This is a genomic window from Micromonospora sp. CNZ299 (assembly GCF_002754415.1).
The window spans coordinates 461,255-479,638 of record NZ_PEFG01000001.1; the positions used below are offsets into that span (position 1 = coordinate 461,255).

The following is an 18,384-nucleotide window of genomic DNA, read 5'->3' on the forward strand; positions in this document are numbered from 1 at the left end:
GTCCATCCGGCCAGCCCTACCGCCAGGCGGGGGCTGGCCGGAACAGCGCTTCGCACCGGTGTCAGCTCGTCTCGCCGGCCACGCTGAACGAGCGCAGACGGTCGATGGCCAGCACTGTGAAACCGACGCTGACCAGAGCGGTCATCACCGACGCCACCGGCACCGACACGCTGGTCTCCAGCAGCCCGGTGGGGGCGAGCCGGTCGGCGAGGGCGATCACGTACTGCTGGATGGACAGCACCTTGGTGCCGCTGACGAAGTTGCCCAGCAGCCCCTCCCAGATCAGCACGTAGACCAGGCCGAGCAGCACCGGCCGCCTGGTGACCAGGCTGAGCGCGAGGAACAACGCCGAGTACGCCAGCGCGCCGAGCGCCGCAGCGACCGCCAGTGCCAGTCCGAGGCGTACCGAAGCGGCCAGCACGCCCGCGACGTAGAGCGGCACCACCACGGTGGCCGCGGTGACCCCGGCGGCCACCGCGAGCTTCGGCAGCACGATCTGCCAGCGCGGCAGCGGCTTGGTCAGGATGTGCACCACAGTGCCGTCGTCGATCTCGGCGCCCAGCACGCCGGTGCCGATGATCAGCGCAACCACCGGCAGCACCACGGCCAGCCCGAGGCCGACCAGCACCGGAGGCCCCCACTCGCCCGGGTCCACCCCCAGCGACCGGCAGAGCACTGCCAGCCCGAGCAGCACCAACGGCAACGGGAGCAGCAGCAGGAACCGACGCCGGCCGAACAGCCCGCGCGCGGTGATCCAGGTAATGGTCGACATGTCAGCTTCTTTCGTTCGTGACTGCGGGGCTCACTCGCTGCGCTCGTTCACTCCTCGCACTCACTGGTCAGGCCTCCACGAGGTAGGAGAAGACGCTCTCCAGAGACTCGTCGGACGGCACCAGCTGGCGCACCCGGATGCCTTGCTTGAGCGCGATCCGGGGTAGCGCCCGGGTGAAGGCGCCATAGTCACCGGCGCGCACGGTCAGGCCCGTCGGGTCCAGCTCGACTCCGCTCACCGACGGCTCGGCGATCAGCGCGACGGCCAGCGCCCTGTCGTTCGTCGACCGCACCGCGAACACGTGCGGGCGATTGGTCATCAACCGACGGATGGTCCGGAAGTCGCCGGAGGCCGCCAACCGCCCGGCCACCATCACCTGCACCGTCCCGGAGACCTGCTCGACCTCCTCCAGGATGTGCGAGCTGAACAGGATCGTCCGGCCGGCGTCGCCCAGGCTGTGCAGCAGCTCCATCATGTGCAGCCGCTGGCGCGGGTCCATCCCGTTGAACGGCTCGTCGAGCAACAGCACCTGCGGGTCGTGCACCATCGCGGCGGCCACCCGGGCCCGCTGTCGCATGCCCTTGGAGTACGTGCCGATCCGGCGGTCCTGCGCCGACTCCAGCTCCACCAGGTCGATCGCCCGCCGGGCCGCCGCCGCCGGGTCGGGCAGCCGGTGCAGCTTCGCGCTGGCATGCACGAACTCGTACGCGGTGAGGAAGCCCTGCACCGCCTCCCGCTCGCTGACCAGCCCCAGCCGCCGGTAGACGTCGGGGTTGCGCCAGGTCGGCTCGTCGTCGAGCGTGACCGTGCCGCGTGACGGGGACAGGAAACCGGCCATCATGTGCAGCAGGGTGGTCTTGCCGGCGCCGTTCGGGCCGAGCAGCCCGGTCACGCCCGGCCCCAGGGCCATGCTGATGTCGTTGACCGCGACCACGTTGCCGTACCACCGGGACACCCCGGTCAGGCTCAGCGTGCTCATCAGGAGGCGACCTTCCGGTAGCGACTCAGCAGGAGGGCGGTCGCGCCGGCGACCAACAGCACCGCGGCCAGGGCGTAGACCGGGCCGAACCCGCCGATCATCATCTCGCCCGGATCGCCCTCGACCAGCAGGTCACCCAGCGACCAGATGCCCACCCCCTGCACCAGCGTGGAGGGCGAGGCCAGCCCGGCCAGCTCGTTGGCGGCGCGCGACGGCAGGATGCTCAGCACCCCGACGATCGGGGTGGTCATCAGGAAGACCGCCACCACCCCACCGGCGGCGAAGGCGCGCTTGCCGGTCAGCGAGGCGACCAGCAGCCCGACCGAGGCGAAGACCACCGCCCACAGCCCGGCGTAGAGCAGCCCGGGCAGCAGGTCGAGCAGCTCGTTCCACACCCCGCGCATGCCCTGCTTGGTGGTGAAGGCGGCACCCAGGAACATCAGCAGCTGTGGCCCGCCGAGCAGCAGCCAGAGGGAGGTGACCAGCGCCAGCAGCTTCGCCAGCGCGTAGTCGCTGCGCGGCAGCGGCCGGGAGAAGTACAGCGGCAGCACACCGCTGCGCAGGTCCCGAGAGACCAGCTCCGGAGCGACGACCGCGACGAAGAAGATGACGAGCCAGCTCATCGCGTCGGCGAACTGGGCGTACGTGGCGACCGGCTCGCCGATCTGGCTGCGTACCGCGGCCAGGGCCACCGCGACCAGGGAGACGATGCCGACCACCAGCCACGGGAAGATCTTGGCCTTGGCGCTGCGCCCGAACCCGAACGCGGTGCGCAGCCCGTGCAGGTAGAGGGCGCCGAAGACCTGCCGGCGGCCCAGCCTCGGGCCCTCGTAGCGCTGGTAGCCGATGTCGTGGATGACGCCTGTCGACGCGGAGCGCACGGCGGCTGCGGTCGGCTCAGGCATGGGAGAGCTCCCTCGTGGCGAAGAGTTCGGCCACCCGGTGCCGGCGCTGGTCCAGTCGGTGCAGTGGCAGGTCCAGTTCGGCGACCGCGCCGAGGATCAGGTCGTAGGTGCCGTCGTCGGCGAGTGGCACGAGGAGCAGTCGCCCGTCCCGCGCCACCGGCAGTTTGAGCTCGGCGAGCCGGGCGGCGAGCTCCTCGGTGCCCTCGCTCACCTCGACGGCGAGCACGTCGGTGGCCGAGGTCATCGCGGAGATGTGGTCGGCGCGCAGCAGTTTGCCGCCGTCGATGGCGATCAACGTGTCGCAGATCCGCTCCACCTCCCCGAGCAGGTGCGAGCAGACCAGCACGGAGATGCCGAACTCGTTGCCGATCCGGTGCACCAGGGCCAGCATTGCGTCACGGCCGGCCGGGTCCAGGCCGTTGGTCGGCTCGTCGAGCAGCAGCAGGTCGGGGTCGTGCACCAGCGCCTGGGCCAGCTTGACCCGCTGCTTCATGCCGGTCGAGTAGCCACCGACCGGGCGGTAGCGCTCCTCATAGAGCCCCACGTGCCGCAGCGCCTCCGAGGCCCGCTCGCGAGCCGCGGTGCGGGGCAGGCCGCTCATCCGGCCAAGATGGGTGACCAGTTCGGCGGCGGACAGGTCCGGTGGGAGGCAGTCGTGCTCCGGCATGTAGCCGACCCGGTTGCGGACAGCCGCCGGGTCTGCGGTCGGGTCGATGCCGAGCACCGAGACCTGACCGCTGGTTGGTGCGATCAGGCCGAGCAGAATCTTGATCAAGGTGGATTTACCGGCGCCGTTCGCGCCCACCAGGCCGATGATCCCGGGCTCGACGGCGACGGTGAGGTCGGCGAGCGCGGTGACCCGACCTCCGTACGTCTTGGTGAGCGACTGGGTCGCGATCAGTGTCACGGTGCCCAGCGTAGGGAGTGCGGGCCTGCCTGAGACACCGGCGCGCCCCCGGCGCTTCCCTGATCCTTGGCGTAGCGGACCCCTAAGGTCCCCTGCCCTGCTGCTGGGGAGGTGTTTCCGCAGTCCGGCGCCCGGCGCCACCCCACCTCGGAAAAAGCCCATCGGGGGTGGGACGATTCACGTTCCGTTCAACGGGCAGTAATCGGGCAGTCGTCAGTGAGGGCTGGCGGATCCGATCCGGCGCTGCTGCCGCCCGTCGAGGTCGTGGAGTGGCGCCCTCGACCGATCGGCGGTCGGCTGCGAAACTGTGTGCCGGTCAGCGAGTGGGGGGTGTGGATGAGCAACGGCTGGGTGCTGCCCGACGAGGTGCTGCGGGACGCACCGGCGTACACGCCGCGTCCGGGTGAGCTCGCGGATCTGGAGCTGCTGCTGACTGGCGCGTACGCCCCTCTGAACGGCTTCATGACCCGCGCTGACCTGGTCTCGGTGAGCCGACGCGGCCGGCTGGCCGACGGCTCGCCGTGGCAGGTCGCGGTGACCCTCCAGGTGCCGGCCGCCCTGGCGCAGAGTTTCGATCCGCGCGACCCGGCCCGTCGGGCGCTGGTGCTCACCGACGGCGAGGGCGCCCCGACGGCTGCCCTGGACGTGGCGGACGTCTGGCCGGTCCGCGAGGGCGTGGCGGGGGTCGGCGGCCAGGTCCGGCGACTGGGCGACGGTGGTCACGGCCCGTTCCAACGGCTGCGCCGCAGCCCGGAAGAGGTCCGCGCGCTGCTGCCCCCGGGCCGGGTGCTCGGCGTCATCGCCGATCGGCCGCTGCATCGTCCGCAGCTCGCCCAGATCGCCCATGCCGCCCGCACCCTGGCCGCGCACCTGCTCGTGATGATCCCGGTCGGTGAGGGTGGCGTCGGCGGGCTCCCGCCGGAGGCGCTGGTACGCGCCGTCTTCGCCGCCCGCGACCGGATGCCGCCCGCCACCCTGGTCGCGGTGCCGTTGTCGCACCGACAGGAGGAGATCAGCGACGCGCTGCTGCGCGCCCGGGTCTCCGCCTCGTACGGGGTCACCCACCTGCTCTCCACCGGCGAGATGCTCTCCGGTGCCGGGCTGCGGGTGCTGGTGCCGCGCGAGCTGGCGTACGACAACAGGGACGGGCAGTGGCGCTGGCGGGAGGACATCCCACCGCGCAACCGCCGGCTCGCGTTGACCCAGCAGGAGATCGACGACCTGCTCGACCGGGGTTTCCCGTTGCCGGAGTGGCACACCCCGCCAGCCGTGGCGAGGGAGCTGGCCCGGGCCCGGCCGCCGCGCCGGCACCGGGGGCTGGTGGTCTTCATGACCGGCCTCTCCGGTTCCGGCAAGTCGACGATCGCCCGAGGGTTGGCGGACGCGTTGCGCGAGAGCGGCGACCGGACGGTGACACTGCTCGACGGGGACGTGGTGCGGCGGGAACTCTCCGCCGGGCTGAGCTTCAGCAAGGCCGACCGGGATCTCAACGTCCGACGGATCGGCTGGGTGGCCGCCGAGGTCGCCCGGCACCACGGGGTGGGCATCTGCTGCCCGATCGCCCCGTACGCGGCCGCCCGCGCCACTGCCCGTGAGATGGCCCTGGCCGCCGGTGCGGGTTTCGTGCTGGTGCACGTCGCCACCCCGCTGGAGGTGTGCGAGCGGCGGGACCGCAAGGGCCTGTACGCGCGGGCACGGGCGGGCCTGCTCACCGGGATGACCGGCATCGACGACCCGTACGAGGAGCCGACCGACGCCGACCTGGTGCTCGACACCACCGACCTGAGCGTCCCGGACGCGGTGCAGGCGGTGCTGCACCACCTGACCGAGACCGGCTGGGTGGAGCTGAAGATCGCCTCCGCCTGAGGCGTCGCCGTGCCCCGTTCCTTCCACAGCTGCCCGCTACGCGCTAGTGTTCATCTTTGTTGGAACACGTTTGACCGCGTGAGAGTACGGGGACCCCCGGGAGGCACGGCAATGCTCGCTCAGCAGCGGCAGGTGGCCATCCTGGAGCGGGTCCGGTCGACCGGCGGCGTCCGGGTGAGCGAGCTGGCCACCGAGTTCGGCGTCTCCGACATGACCATCCGCCGTGACCTGGAGGCGCTGCACGAGCGCGGCCTGCTGGCCAAGGTGCACGGCGGCGCCACCACAGCCGGGCCGGGGTCGACCGACGAGCCGGGCTTCCACGCCAAGTCGGTCCGCCAACTGCCCGAGAAGGCCGCCATCGCGGACCGGGCCGCCCAGCTCGTCCGGCCGGGCGCGGCGGTAGCCCTCTCCGCCGGCACCACCACCGCCGAGCTGGCCCGGAGGTTGGTGGACGTGCCCGGCCTGACAGTGGTGACCAACTCGCTGCCGGTGGCCGAGATCCTGCACGCCGGAGGTCGACCAGACCAGACGGTGGTGCTCACCGGGGGCGTACGCACACCGTCGGACGCGTTGGTCGGTCCACTCGCGGTCGGTGCGGTCCGGTCGCTGCACCTGGATCTGCTCTTCCTGGGCGTGCACGGCATCACCGAGCGGGCCGGCTTCACCACCCCGAACCTCATGGAGGCGGAGACCGACCGGGCGCTCGTGGCCGCGGCGGACCGGTTGGTGGTGCTCGCCGACCACACCAAGTGGGGCACGGTGGGCATCTCCTCGATCGTCGAGCTGACCGCCGCACACGTACTGGTCAGCGACGACCGGTTGCCTCCGCCCGCTCGACGGGTACTCGGCGAACACGTGGGCGAATTGATCATGGTGAAGGCAACAGGGGCGGGCCGCGCGACGCGCACGCCGACGAGTGAGGGGACGGCGCCGTGAAGCGCACCGCGATCGACCTGGCCGACGGCCGGGAGCTGATCTACTTCGACGAGCGCGACGACGCCGTCCGCGACCAGCCGGACCGCCGCGACCTGCCGCCGCCGCCTCCCGCGTCCCAACTGCGTTACGACCCGCTGACCGACGAGTGGGTGGCGGTCGCCGTGCACCGGCAGACCCGCATCTTCCTCCCGCCGGCGAACGAGTGCCCGCTCGACCCGTCGGTGGGCGACCGGCTGACCGAGATCCCCGCGCCCGACTACGACGTGGTGGTCTTCGAGAACCGGTTCCCGTCGCTGAGCGGCCGGGTCGCCGACGAGCCCGGGGAGATCACCCCGTTCACGTCGGTCCGGCCGGGCCTCGGGCGGTGCGAGGTGGTCTGCTTCACCTCGGACCACAACGCGTCCTTCGCCAGCCTGTCCCCGCGCCGGGTCCGCACGGTGCTGGACGCGCTCGCCGACCGCACCGAGGTGCTCGGTGATCTGCCCGGCGTGGAGCAGGTCTTCTGCTTCGAGAACCGGGGCGTCGAAATCGGCGTCACGCTGCACCACCCGCACGGGCAGATCTACGCGTACCCCTTCGTGACGCCGCGCACCCGCGCGCTGCTGGCCGCGGCCCGCCGGCACGCCGAGCGGACCGGCGGGGGCAACCTGTACGCGGACGTGCTGGCCGCCGAGCGCGCCACCGGCGACCGGGTGGTCACCGAGAACGAACACTGGACGGCGTTCGTCCCGGCGGCGGCCCGTTGGCCGTTCGAGGTGCACGTCGCGCCGCGCCGGGTGGTGCCGGACATCCCGGCGCTCAGCGACAGCGAGCGGGACGCCTTCGGGCCGCTCTACCTGGATCTGCTGCGCCGCTTCGACGGCCTGTTCGACATGCCGATGCCGTACATCTCGGCCTGGCACCAGGCGCCGGTGCGCATCGACCGGGAGCTCGGCCACCTGCACCTTCAGCTGTTCAGCATCCGGCGCGCCAAGGACAAGCTGAAGTATCTGGCGGGCTCCGAGTCCGGGATGGGTGTCTTCATCAACGACATCTCCCCGGAACGCGCCGCCGAGTTGCTGCGCGCCGCCTGAGCCGCGCTGCTTTCCCGCCCTGCGGTGAGCGCTGCGAACCCCCCTCGCTGAGCGCTGCGAAACAGGGCGCGGGGGGCCCGGGACAGGGCCCCCCGCAGGGAAGGGACGGCTGGCTGTGCACGGCACAGCCGGGAAGGCTGGCTGATCGGCGCACGGGTGCCGCGGGTCGACCGAGGTCAACCTTCCTGGACGCGACTGGCATCTCGTCCATCCTGGTCAACGAGGCGCGCCGACAGCGGTGACGACAATCGGCGCGTCAGCCCCGGACACGCCGAAGCCCGCCGGCTGAGACGCCGGCGGGCTCCGATGATGCGGTACGCCTGGATCAGGCGGCGATCTTGCGGGCCAGGTTCTCGTCGAGCGCGTTCATGAACTCGTCGGTGGTCAGCCACGGGGCGTCCCGCGAGATGAGCAGCGAGAGGTCCTTGGTCATCTGGCCGCCTTCGACGGTGTCGACGATGACCTGCTCCAGGGTGTTGGCGAACTCGGTGACCGCCGGGGTGCCGTCCAGCTTGCCCCGGTGGGCCAGGCCCCGGGTCCAGGCGTAGATCGACGCGATCGGGTTGGTCGACGTCTTCTCACCCTTCTGGTACTGCCGGTAGTGCCGGGTGACAGTGCCGTGGGCGGCCTCGGCCTCGACGGTACGACCGTCGGGGGAGAGCAGGACGGAGGTCATCAGACCCAGCGAGCCGAAGCCCTGCGCGACGGTGTCGGACTGCACGTCACCGTCGTAGTTCTTGCAGGCCCAGACGTAGCCGCCCTCCCACTTGAGCGCGGCGGCGACCATGTCGTCGATCAGCCGGTGCTCGTAGGTGATGCCGGCGGCGTCGAACTCGGCCTTGAACTCGGCCTCGAACACCTCGGCGAAGAGGTCCTTGAACCGACCGTCGTACGCCTTGAGGATGGTGTTCTTGGTGGACAGGTAGACCGGGTAGTTGCGGTCCAGCCCGTAGCGGAACGACGCCCGGGCGAAGTCCCGGATCGACTCGTCGTAGTTGTACATGCCCATGGCGATGCCGCCGCCGGGGAAGTTGGCGACCTCCATCTCCATCGGCGCGCCACCGTCGGCGGGGGTGTAGGTGATGGTCACCGTGCCCGGGCCGGGGACGACGAAGTCGGTGGCCTTGTACTGGTCACCGTGCGCGTGCCGGCCGATGATGATCGGCTTGGTCCAGCCGGGGACGAGCCGCGGCACGTTGGACATGATGATCGGCTCACGGAAGACGACGCCGCCGAGGATGTTGCGGATGGTGCCGTTGGGCGACCGCCACATCTTCTTCAGGCCGAACTCCTCAACCCGGGCCTCGTCCGGGGTGATGGTGGCGCACTTGACGCCGACGCCGTGCTCCTTGATGGCGTTGGCGGCGTCGATCGTGACCTGGTCGTCGGTCTCGTCGCGGTGCTGGATCGACAGGTCGTAGTAGTGCAGGTCGACGTCGAGGTAGGGCAGGATCAACTGCTCCCGGATCTGCTTCCAGATGATCCGGGTCATCTCGTCGCCGTCGAGTTCAACGACCGGGTTGTTTACCTTGATCTTCGCCATCGACCGGCGCTCCTCTCGGGGGACACGTGCTCAAGCAGTACGAGCGTACTGCAATTGGGCCGGCAGCCCCCAGCCGGCCTCGACCGACCGGCGGAAACCGGGCTGCGCGGAACAGGAATGCCCTGGAATCATCGCCCGATGCCACTGAACCGCACCCTTGGGTCTATCACGGTCACCGCACTCACCGACGGTGAGGGTGCCTTCTTCCAACCCCGCGCGGAGGCGTTCCCGCAGGCCACGGCGGCGCACTGGGCGGAGGCCGACCGGCGCGACCCCGGCTCGGTGACCGCCGACGGGCAGTGGTGGCTGCCGTTCCGCAGTTTCGCGATCCGCTCCGGCGACGGGCCGGTCACCCTGGTCGACGCCGGCATCGGGCCCGTCGACGCGCCGGCCGCGAGCTGGGCGCCCGTGCCCGGCCGGATGCCCGCCGAGCTGGACGCGGCGGGCATCGACCCGGCCGACGTCGACACTGTCGTGCTGACCCACCTGCACAGCGACCACATCGGTTGGGCCGTCACCGGCACGCCGGGCCGGCCGTATTTCCCCAACGCCAGCTATCTGGTGCAGCGCGCCGAGCTGGACGCGGCGGAGACGCTCAACCCCGGGCTGCCGGCCGGCCTGATCGCACCCCTGCGCGCCGCCGGCCAGCTCCGGGTGGTCGACGGCGAGACCACTCTCACCCCGGCGGTACGCCTGCTGCCCACCCCCGGCCACACCCCGGGCCACCAGTCGGTGCTCCTGACCTCGGCCGACGAACGGATGATGGTCACCGGCGACCTGCTGGTGCACGCCGTGCAACTCGTCGACCCCGACCTGGCGTACGCCCACGAGGTGGACCCGGACCTGGCCCGCACCTCCCGGCGGGCCGCGCTCCGCACCCACTCCCCCGCCGTCCTGGCCACCCCCCACCTGGGCGCCCCCTTCACCCAGTTCCCCGCCCCCACCCCACCCCGCCCCACCTTCCGAGCTGGTTGATCATGAGGTTGACGGGGTTTTCGATCTCCATCCCTCCCGTCAACCTCATGATCAACCGGGGATAGGGGACCTGGGGGACCTGGGGACGCAGAAGGGCCCGCCGGTTTCCGGCGGGCCCTTCTGGTTCGCGGGAACTACATGCTGGAGATGTCACCCTGCTTGGCGCGGACGGCTTCGGCCGCCTCCAGGAGGCTGGCGCGCTCGTCGGCGTCCAGGTCGGTCTCGACGACCCGCTTGACGCCCTCGGCGCCGATCTCGGCCTCGACACCGAGGTAGACACCGGAGATGCCGTACTCGCCGTCGACCCAGGCGCAGACCGGCATGACCTCGCCCGAGTCCTCGGCGACGGCCTTCGCCATCCGAGCCGCGGCGGCGGACGGGGCGTAGTATGCCGAACCGGTCTTGAGCAGCGCGACCACCTCGGCGCCACCGTTGCGGGTCTTGACGACCAGCTCCTCGATCTGCTCGGCCGGCATCGCGTCACGCAGCGGCTTGCCGTTGACGGTGCTCTTCGAGGGCACCGGGACCATGGTGTCGCCGTGCGAGCCCAGGGTCAGCGTGCGTACCGACGCCACCGGCACGTTCAGCGCCTCAGCGACGAAGTTGCTGAACCGGGCGGTGTCGAGCATGCCGGCCTGGCCGAGCACCCGGTTCTTCGGGAACTGGGTGGCGAGCTGCGCCAGCGCGGTCATCTCGTCCAGCGGGTTGGAGACCACGATGACGACGGCGTTCGGGGCGTACTTCGCGACGTTCTCGGCGACCTGGCGGACGATCTTGGCGTTGGTCTCCAGCAGGTCCATCCGGCTCATGCCGGGCTTGCGCGGCAGACCAGCGGTGATCACGACGACGTCGGAGCCCTCGATCTGCTCGTAGCCCTCACCGTTGGGGCCGGTGGTGACACCGACCACCTTGGTCTCGAAGCCCTCGATGGCCCGGGACTGGTTGAGGTCGAGCGCGAGGCCCGCAGGCTTGCCCTCCACGATGTCGGTGATCACTACGGTGTCGAAGACGTCGTACTCGGCCAGGCGCTGTGCGGTGGTGGAGCCGTAGAAGCCAGCCCCGACGACAGTGACCTTCTTACCCATGGTCGTCCCACTCCCTGATACCAGTCGGTTTTCCGGACCGTATCAGTCATCCTGGCACCGATCAGGCCAGGGGCGGCGGCCATCGCCGGGATGGGGCGAACGTCACCGCCGTCCTGGTTCGGCGCCACCGGCGCGCGGGCTCAGCCGCGCTCGGCGCGCTCGACGACGTTGGTGAGCAGCATGGCCCGGGTCATCGGCCCGACACCGCCGGGCATGGGGACCAGGGCTCCGGCCGTCTCGGCCACCTCCGGGTCGACGTCGCCTGTGTAGCGGCCCTTGCCGTCCGCGCCGATCACGCGCGTGATGCCGACGTCCACCACGACGGCGCCGGGGTTGATCATGTCTGCGGTGAGCAGGCCCGGCACGCCGGCCGCGACGATGACGATGTCGGCGGCCCGGGTGTGCGAGGCGAGGTCGAGGGTGCCGGTGTGGCAGAGGGTGACGGTGGCGTTCTCGGAGCGGCGGGTGAGCAGCAGGCCGAGCGGTCGGCCGACGGTGTTGCCCCGACCGACCACGGCGACGGTCGCGCCGCGCAGCGCCACGTCGTGCCGGCGCAGCAGCTCGACGATGCCGCGCGGGGTGCAGGGCAGCGGGCCGTCGTAGCCGAGGACGAGCCGACCCAGGTTGACCGGGTGCAGGCCGTCGGCGTCCTTGTCCGGGTCGATCAGCTCCAGCACCCGCTGGGTGTCGAGATGGGCCGGCAACGGCAGCTGGACGATGTAGCCGTGGCACGCCGGGTCGGCGTTCAGCTCGGCCAGCACGTCGTCGACCTGCTGCTGGGTGGCGTCGGCCGGCAACTCCCGGCGGATCGAGGCGATGCCCACCTCGGCGCAGTCGCGGTGTTTTCCGTTGACGTACGCCTGGCTGCCCGGGTCCGCCCCGACCAGCACCGTGCCCAGCCCGGGGGTGATGCCGCGTTCCGCAAGTGCCTTCACCCGGATTCGCAGCTCGTCCTTGATCTCCGCCGCGGTTGCCTTGCCGTCCAGAAGCGTCGCCGTCACGTCCAGATCGTCTCACGGCCACCGGCCGCAGTTCCGACGGACCTCGCTCGCGCGGCTCGTCGCCACCTCGGCCACCACCGTCAAACATGACCGTGCGTAACGTGTTGCACGTCACTCTCAGTCACTGTTTGTTCATTCGGTCACCGTCGAACCAGACAGGCGGGCCGAGCACGACGGAGATCGGATGGCCCGCCCGGAGAGCCCCATCCCGCCTCAGACCGGCACTGCCGCCCTCACGAACGACAAGACTTTTGCAGGCAGGCGAGGTTTACGGCGGTTTTCGCTAGCAGGCGGATCCGCCTTCGACAAGGGGACCACCCCCGGACCGTTACCCACCCGCAACCGCGTCGTTGTCGAAGGCCCGCCGCCGACCTACCGTTGCCGCTTGTTGCGCAGCGTAACCCAGCGTCGGGCCTGACTGCGCAGCGTGAGGAGATGAGGAGGCTCAATGCGAGTTCGTAGACTCGCCGCCTGGACCGCCCTCCCGCTCGCGGTGACGCTGGGCCTCGCGGCCTGCGGCAGCGGCGGAGACGGTGGATCCAGCGGCAACGGCAATTCGGCGGTCAGCATCCAGATCGGCGAGCCGAAGCACCTGGTTCCCACCAACACCACCGAGACGTCCGGCTCACAGGTGATCGCCGGCCTGTTCAGCCCGCTCGTCGACTACGACGCCCAGAACAAGCCTTACGAGGTCGCGGCCGAGTCGGTGACCTCGTCGGACAACAAGGTCTGGACGATCAAGCTCAAGGACGGCTTCACCTTCCACAACGGTGAGAAGGTCACGTCCGAGGACTACGTCAACGCCTGGAACTACGGCGCGTACGCCCCCAACGGTCAGGACAGCAACTACTTCTTCGAGAAGATCGCTGGCTACGACGACCTCCAGGGCAAGGCGCCGAAGGCCAAGGAGATGTCCGGTCTGAAGAAGGTCGACGACCTCACCTTCACCGTGACGCTCTCCGAGCCGTACATCGACTTCAAGACGGTGCTCGGCTACAACGCGTTCTACCCGATGCCGGACGCCGCGTTCTCGGCCCCGGGCGTGCTCAAGGACTCCTACGAGCAGGCGCCGATCGGGCAGGGCCCCTTCAAGATGAAGGGCACGTGGCAGCACGACAGCAAGATCGAGGTCGAGCGCTACGACGCGTACCCGGGCGAGAAGCCCAAGGTCAAGAACGTTGAGTTCCGGATCTACCAGCAGCTGACCGCGGCCTACGCGGACGTCCTGGCGGACAACCTGGACGTGCTGCCGACGATCCCGACCGAGAGCCTGAGCACCGCGCCGAGCGACCTGGGCGACCGGTACCAGACCAGCCCGATGTCGTCGTTCCAGTTCCTCGCGTTCCCGACGTTCGACAAGGACTACAGCAACCCGGACGTGCGTAAGGCCATCTCGATGGCGATCGACCGTGACGAGATCACCAAGTCGGTCTTCAAGGGCTCTCAGCAGTCGGCGCGCTCCTTCGTCTCGCCGGTCCTGCCGGGCTACCGGGAGAACACCGCGGGCACCGCCGGCGAGTTCAACCCGACCGAGGCCAAGAAGCTCTACCAGGCCGCGGGTGGTCCGTCGAAGATCGTCATCTCGTACAACGGCGACGGCGGCCACAAGGACTGGGTCGACGCCACTGTCAACCAGCTCAAGGCCAACCTGGGTGTCGACGCCGTCGGCTCGGCCGAGCCGAAGTTCGCCGACCTGCTGACCAAGGTCGAGAAGAAGACGCCGGTGGGTGCGTTCCGGATGGGTTGGGTCATGGACTACCCGACCATGGAGGACTACCTCGGCCCGCTGTACAGCACGAACGGCTCGTCGAACTACTACGGCTACAGCAACCCGGAGTTCGACAAGCTGGTCAAGGAGGGTTCCGCCGCCAAGACGCAGGACGAGGCGATCGCCAAGTACCAGCAGGCGGAGGACATCCTGGCCAAGGACATGCCGGTGATCCCGCTCCGCTTCGGCGAGAACGTGTTCGGCCACTCGTCCAAGGTCAAGAACGTGCAGATGGACCTGTTCCAGCGGGTCAACCTCGTCAAGATCGAAGCGGCCAGCTGAGCTGACCACGGTGCGGGCCACCCGGGCGACGACGCCCGGGTGGCCCAAATCGCGCCACCGGAGCCGGGCCGCAGCAGCGGACCCGGCGTCGGTGGTGCCGGCTCCCCCGGGCCTGACGGCACGTCTCGGATATTTCGGGTACGACCAGAGATGCCGTCCTGCGACCCTTTCGCACATTTCCGGAGAGACTGCTAAGCATGTTCCGCTACATCTTGCGGCGCCTACTGCAGATGGTCCTGGCGTTCTTCGGGACCACCCTGATCGTCTACGCGCTGACATTCGCCGGACAGGGCGACCCGATCCAGGCGCTCGCTGGTGAGCGGCCGGTGACGCCAGCCCAACGGGCCTACCTGACCGAGAAGTACAACCTGGATCAGACGGGCGTCGGCGGCTTCTTCTACCGCTACTTCGACTACGTGAAGGACCTGCTCCAGGGCAACCTGGGCGAGTCGCTCACCGGTCGGAGCATCGGTGACATCCTCCAGCAGGCCTGGCCGGTCACCGTGCGGCTCGCGCTCATCGCCCTCGCCGTGGCGATCATCTTCGGAGTCAGCGCGGGCGTGATCGCCGGTATCCGCCGAGCCAGCATCTTCGACAACTCGACCTTGGTGCTGACCCTGCTGGTGCTGGGCATCCCGACGATCGTGCTGGCGCCGCTGGCGCAGTATTTCCTGGGCGTCAAGTGGCAGCTGTTCCCGCCCACCGCCGGCTCGGACCCGACGTTCTACGCGCTCCTGCTGCCGGGCATCGTGCTCGGCTCGCTGTCGCTGGCCACCGCGCTGCGGCTCACCCGGGCCTCGGTGGCGGAGAACCTGCGCGCGGACTACGTCCGGACCGCCCGGTCCAAGGGCCTGGTCAAGCGCCGCATCGTCATCGTCCACGTGCTGCGCAACTCACTGATCCCGGTGGTCACCTTCCTCGGTGTGGAGCTGGGCAACCTGATGAGCGGCGCGATCATCACCGAGGGCGTCTTCAACATCCCCGGCGTCGGCTTCAACCTCTTCCGCGGCATCCGCACCGAGGACGGCCCCCTCGTGGTGGGCATCGTCAGCGTGCTCGTCGTGGTCTACCTGGTCTCGAACCTGGTGGTGGACGTCCTGTACGCCGTACTCGACCCGAGGATCCGCTATGAGTGATTTTGAGACTGTGGCGGCGACCGAGAACCAGGCCGCGCGGCGTGGCCCCTCGGGCGAGCCGGGCACACCCAATCAGGTCGGCGCCGCGAACAAGCCCCGCAGCCTGGCCGGAGACGCCTGGCGGGACCTGCGCCGCAACCCGATCTTCTGGATCTCGCTGACGCTGGTCGTCATCTTCACCCTGATGGCGCTGCTCCCCGGGGTGTTCACCGCCAACAACCCGAACGACTGCCTGCTCTCCCGGCAGCACGCCGGGCCGTCCGGTGGGGCCATCTTCGGGTACGACTTCCAGGGCTGCGACACGTACTCCCGTGCGGTCTACGGCACCCGCGCCTCGCTGCTGGTCGGCGCGCTCGCCGCTCTCGGCACCGGGATCATCGCGCTGGTGATCGGCATGCTGGCCGGTTACTTCGGCCGGTGGGTCGACGCGGTGCTCTCCCGGGTGATCGACGTGGTGCTCGGCATCCCGCTGCTGCTGGCCGCGATCGTGCTGCTCAAGCGGGTCTCCAGTGACAGCCAGTGGGCACGGATCGGCGCTGTCGTCTTCGTGCTCGCCCTGCTCGGCTGGACCACCGCCGCCCGCGTGGTCCGCTCCTCGGTGATCACCGCAAAGGAGCAGGACTACGTCGCGGCAGCCCGGATGCTCGGCGCCGGCAACAGCCGGATCATGTGGCGGCACATCCTGCCGAACTCGCTGGCCCCGGTCATCGTCGTGCTGACCATCGCGCTCGGCTCGTTCATCGCGGCCGAGGCGACGCTCTCCTTCCTGGGCATCGGCCTGAAGGCGCCCACCATCTCGTGGGGCCAGGACATCGACACCGGCCGCATCCACATGCGGGAGGCGGCCACGCCGCTGATCGTCCCGTCGGCATTCCTCGCGCTGACCGTGCTGGCGTTCATCATGCTCGGCGACGCGATCCGTGACGCCTTCGACCCGAAGCTGCGGTGACTCATGCGAGCGCGAGGAGTGAGCGAAGCGAGCCCCGCAGTCGCGAGCGAAAGGCAGGCACAGCCATGACCGTTCAACCGACGCCCGCCTCCGCCACGCCCGAGGGCGGCCACCTGCTGGAGTTGCGGGACCTGCACGTCGAGTTCCGCACCAACGAGGGCGTGGCCCGGGTGATCAACGGCGTGTCATACCACCTGGACGCCGGCGAGACACTGGCCGTGCTCGGCGAATCCGGCTCGGGCAAGTCGGTCACCGCCCAGGCGATCATGGGCATCCTGGACACCCCGCCCGCGTTCGTCCGCTCCGGCCAGATCCTCTACCAGGGTCAGGACCTGCTCACCCGCTCCGAGGAACAGCGCCGGCAGGTACGCGGCAAGGAGATCGCGATGATCTTCCAGGACGCGCTCTCGGCCCTGAACCCGGTGTTTCCGGTCGGCTGGCAGATCGGTGAGACGCTGCGTCAGCGCTCCGGCCTTTCCCGGTCCGACGCCCGACGCCGTGCCATCGAGCTGATGGACCTGGTCAAGATCCCCGGTGCCGCCAAGCGGATCGGCGACTACCCGCACCAGTTCTCCGGCGGCATGCGGCAGCGCGTCATGATCGCCATGGCGCTGGCGCTGGACCCGAAGGTGCTCATCGCCGACGAGCCCACCACGGCGCTCGACGTGACCGTCCAGGCCCAGATCATGGACCTGCTGGCGGACCTGCGCCAGGAACGCAACATGGCGATGATCCTGATCACCCACGACCTGGGCGTGGTAGCCGGTGTCGCGGACCGGATCGCCGTCATGTACGCCGGCCGGATCGTCGAGCACGCCGACGTCCGCTCGCTCTACAAGGCGCCCGCCCACCCGTACACCAAGGGTTTGTTGGAGTCGATCCCGCGCCTGGACGTCCGCGGCGAGGAACTGTCGACGATCAAGGGGTTGCCGCCGAACCTGATGCGCATCCCGTCCGGCTGCCCGTTCCACCCCCGGTGCCCGTACGTCCAGCAGGTCTGCGTGGACGTCGTGCCGCACGACCTGGTCCTCGGCGACGGCCGGACCAGCGCTTGCCACTTCGCGCAGGAGGTCCGTGATGACAGCGCCGCCCGCTAGCCCCAGCAAGGTCCGCGGCGAGACGATCCTCTCCGTCGACAACCTGGTGAAGCACTTCCCGATCACGCAGGGGGTGCTGTTCCAGCGGCAGGTCGGCGCGGTGAAGGCCGTCGACGGGGTGAGTTTCGAGCTGCGTCGGGGCGAGACGCTGGGTGTGGTCGGCGAGTCCGGCTGCGGCAAGTCCACCCTCGCCCGGCTGCTGATGCGCCTGGAGACGCCCACCTCCGGAGGCGCGACCCTGGAGGGCAAGGACCTGTTCAAGGCCTCCGGGGGTGAACTGCGCCGGGTGCGCCGCAACATGCAGATGGTCATGCAGGATCCGTACACGTCGCTGAACCCGCGGATGACCGTCGGCGACATCATCGGCGAACCGTTCGAGATCCACCCGGATGCCGCACCCAAGGGCAGCAAGCAGAAGCGGGTCCAGGAACTGCTCGACGTGGTCGGGCTCAACCCGGAGCACATCAACCGGTACCCGCACCAGTTCTCCGGCGGTCAGCGTCAGCGCATCGGCATCGCCCGCGCGCTCGCGCTGCGACCCGAGGTGATCGTCTGCGACGAGCCGGTGTCGGCGCTGGACGTCTCCATCCAGGCCCAGGTGATCAACCTGCTGAAGCAGTTGCAGAACGAGCTGGGGCTGTCGTACATCTTCATCGCCCACGACCTGTCCGTGGTGCGGCACATCGCCGACCGGGTGGCGGTGATGTACCTCGGCCGGATCGTCGAGATCGGCACCGAGGACGAGATCTACGAGCGGGCCACACACCCGTACACCCAGGCTCTGCTCTCGGCGGTGCCGGTGCCCGACCCGGAGGCCCGCGACCAGCGCAACATGATCCGGCTGGTCGGCGACGTGCCCAGCCCGGCCGACCCGCCGAGCGGCTGCCACTTCCGCACCCGCTGCTGGAAGGCCCAGGAGATCTGCGCCGTGGAGGACCCGAAAACGGTCCCGAGAGCGGCGGACCCCCACCCGTCCGCCTGCCACTTCGCCGAACTCCGCCCCACAACCCCAACGGCCTGACCCGCCCCAAGCCCCGTTGATCATGAAGTGATTGTCCCGACACGCCGACCGGCCGGGCAATAACTTCATGCTCAACGGGGTCGCGCGGG

16 protein-coding genes are annotated in these 18,384 nt (G+C 69.9%); 9 read left to right on the forward strand and 7 right to left on the reverse strand.

The annotated features are described in order from the left end of the window. Window positions 1-61: 61 nt before the first annotated feature. From CLT68_RS02210 to CLT68_RS02225, 4 genes are all read right to left on the reverse strand, one after another. Window positions 62-772 carry an ABC transporter permease gene (locus CLT68_RS02210; RefSeq protein WP_099848524.1) on the reverse strand — a complete coding sequence of 237 codons (711 nt, stop codon included), beginning with the start codon at window positions 770-772 and terminating at the stop codon, window positions 62-64. A 67-nt stretch (window positions 773-839) separates the two neighbouring features. After that, the gene (locus CLT68_RS02215) at window positions 840-1,751 is read right to left on the reverse strand and encodes an ABC transporter ATP-binding protein (RefSeq protein ID WP_088950124.1); all 912 of its coding nucleotides are present in this window, start codon (window positions 1,749-1,751) and stop codon (window positions 840-842) included. Next, window positions 1,751-2,656 (reverse strand): ABC transporter permease, encoded by a 906-nt coding sequence (locus CLT68_RS02220; RefSeq protein WP_099848526.1) that lies wholly within the window; start codon window positions 2,654-2,656, stop codon window positions 1,751-1,753. Before CLT68_RS02220 ends, CLT68_RS02215 begins: the two co-directional genes overlap by 1 nt. Continuing rightward, window positions 2,649-3,563 (reverse strand): ABC transporter ATP-binding protein, encoded by a 915-nt coding sequence (locus tag CLT68_RS02225; RefSeq protein ID WP_099848528.1) that lies wholly within the window; start codon window positions 3,561-3,563, stop codon window positions 2,649-2,651. The genes CLT68_RS02220 and CLT68_RS02225 overlap by 8 nt, the downstream gene beginning before the upstream one ends. Window positions 3,564-3,899: 336 nt before the next feature. On the opposite strand from CLT68_RS02225, the gene cysC reads away from it, so the two are divergent. The 3 genes from cysC to galT all read left to right on the forward strand — a co-directional run bounded on the left by cysC (window position 3,900) and on the right by galT (window position 7,438). After that, complete coding sequence (cysC, locus tag CLT68_RS02230; RefSeq protein ID WP_099856712.1) at window positions 3,900-5,429, forward strand: adenylyl-sulfate kinase; 1,530 nt, start codon at window positions 3,900-3,902, stop codon at window positions 5,427-5,429. Window positions 5,430-5,540: 111 nt separating this feature from the next. Next, window positions 5,541-6,365, forward strand: a complete 825-nt coding sequence (locus CLT68_RS02235) for a DeoR/GlpR family DNA-binding transcription regulator (RefSeq protein WP_099848530.1) — start codon at window positions 5,541-5,543, stop codon at window positions 6,363-6,365. Beyond that, window positions 6,362-7,438 carry a galactose-1-phosphate uridylyltransferase gene (galT, locus tag CLT68_RS02240; RefSeq protein WP_099848532.1) on the forward strand — a complete coding sequence of 359 codons (1,077 nt, stop codon included), beginning with the start codon at window positions 6,362-6,364 and terminating at the stop codon, window positions 7,436-7,438. Before CLT68_RS02235 ends, galT begins: the two co-directional genes overlap by 4 nt. A 325-nt stretch (window positions 7,439-7,763) precedes the next feature. Here galT and CLT68_RS02245 read toward each other — a convergent pair whose 3' ends face one another. Then, entirely contained in the window at window positions 7,764-8,981 is a 1,218-nt protein-coding gene (locus tag CLT68_RS02245) for an NADP-dependent isocitrate dehydrogenase (protein WP_091406326.1), read from the reverse strand. A gap of 138 nt (window positions 8,982-9,119) precedes the next feature. Here CLT68_RS02245 and CLT68_RS02250 point away from each other — a divergent pair, with 138 nt between their 5' ends. Next, window positions 9,120-9,956 carry an MBL fold metallo-hydrolase gene (locus tag CLT68_RS02250; protein ID WP_099848533.1) on the forward strand — a complete coding sequence of 279 codons (837 nt, stop codon included), beginning with the start codon at window positions 9,120-9,122 and terminating at the stop codon, window positions 9,954-9,956. A gap of 134 nt (window positions 9,957-10,090) precedes the next feature. Here CLT68_RS02250 and CLT68_RS02255 read toward each other — a convergent pair whose 3' ends face one another. Next, window positions 10,091-11,041 carry a malate dehydrogenase gene (locus tag CLT68_RS02255; RefSeq protein WP_088950131.1) on the reverse strand — a complete coding sequence of 317 codons (951 nt, stop codon included), beginning with the start codon at window positions 11,039-11,041 and terminating at the stop codon, window positions 10,091-10,093. 140 nt (window positions 11,042-11,181) lie between these two features. After that, window positions 11,182-12,042 (reverse strand): bifunctional methylenetetrahydrofolate dehydrogenase/methenyltetrahydrofolate cyclohydrolase, encoded by an 861-nt coding sequence (locus tag CLT68_RS02260; protein ID WP_088950132.1) that lies wholly within the window; start codon window positions 12,040-12,042, stop codon window positions 11,182-11,184. A gap of 448 nt (window positions 12,043-12,490) precedes the next feature. Between CLT68_RS02260 and CLT68_RS02265 the strand changes: the two genes are divergently transcribed. The 5 genes from CLT68_RS02265 (at window position 12,491) to CLT68_RS02285 (ending at window position 18,295) form a co-directional block, all read left to right on the forward strand. Continuing rightward, a complete protein-coding gene (locus CLT68_RS02265) occupies window positions 12,491-14,092 on the forward strand; it encodes an ABC transporter substrate-binding protein (RefSeq protein WP_099848535.1) in 1,602 nt (533 codons plus the stop codon). A gap of 197 nt (window positions 14,093-14,289) precedes the next feature. Continuing rightward, entirely contained in the window at window positions 14,290-15,228 is a 939-nt protein-coding gene (locus tag CLT68_RS02270; protein WP_088950134.1) for an ABC transporter permease, read from the forward strand. Beyond that, window positions 15,221-16,177: an ABC transporter permease gene (locus tag CLT68_RS02275; RefSeq protein WP_088950135.1), complete on the forward strand. Its 957-nt coding sequence runs from the start codon at window positions 15,221-15,223 to the stop codon at window positions 16,175-16,177. The genes CLT68_RS02270 and CLT68_RS02275 overlap by 8 nt, the downstream gene beginning before the upstream one ends. Before the next feature lie 65 nt (window positions 16,178-16,242). Beyond that, the gene (locus tag CLT68_RS02280; protein WP_099848537.1) at window positions 16,243-17,274 is read left to right on the forward strand and encodes an ABC transporter ATP-binding protein; all 1,032 of its coding nucleotides are present in this window, start codon (window positions 16,243-16,245) and stop codon (window positions 17,272-17,274) included. After that, window positions 17,255-18,295, forward strand: coding sequence for an ABC transporter ATP-binding protein (locus CLT68_RS02285; RefSeq protein WP_099848539.1), 1,041 nt, complete (start codon window positions 17,255-17,257; stop codon window positions 18,293-18,295). The genes CLT68_RS02280 and CLT68_RS02285 overlap by 20 nt, the downstream gene beginning before the upstream one ends. Window positions 18,296-18,384 lie beyond the last annotated feature (89 nt).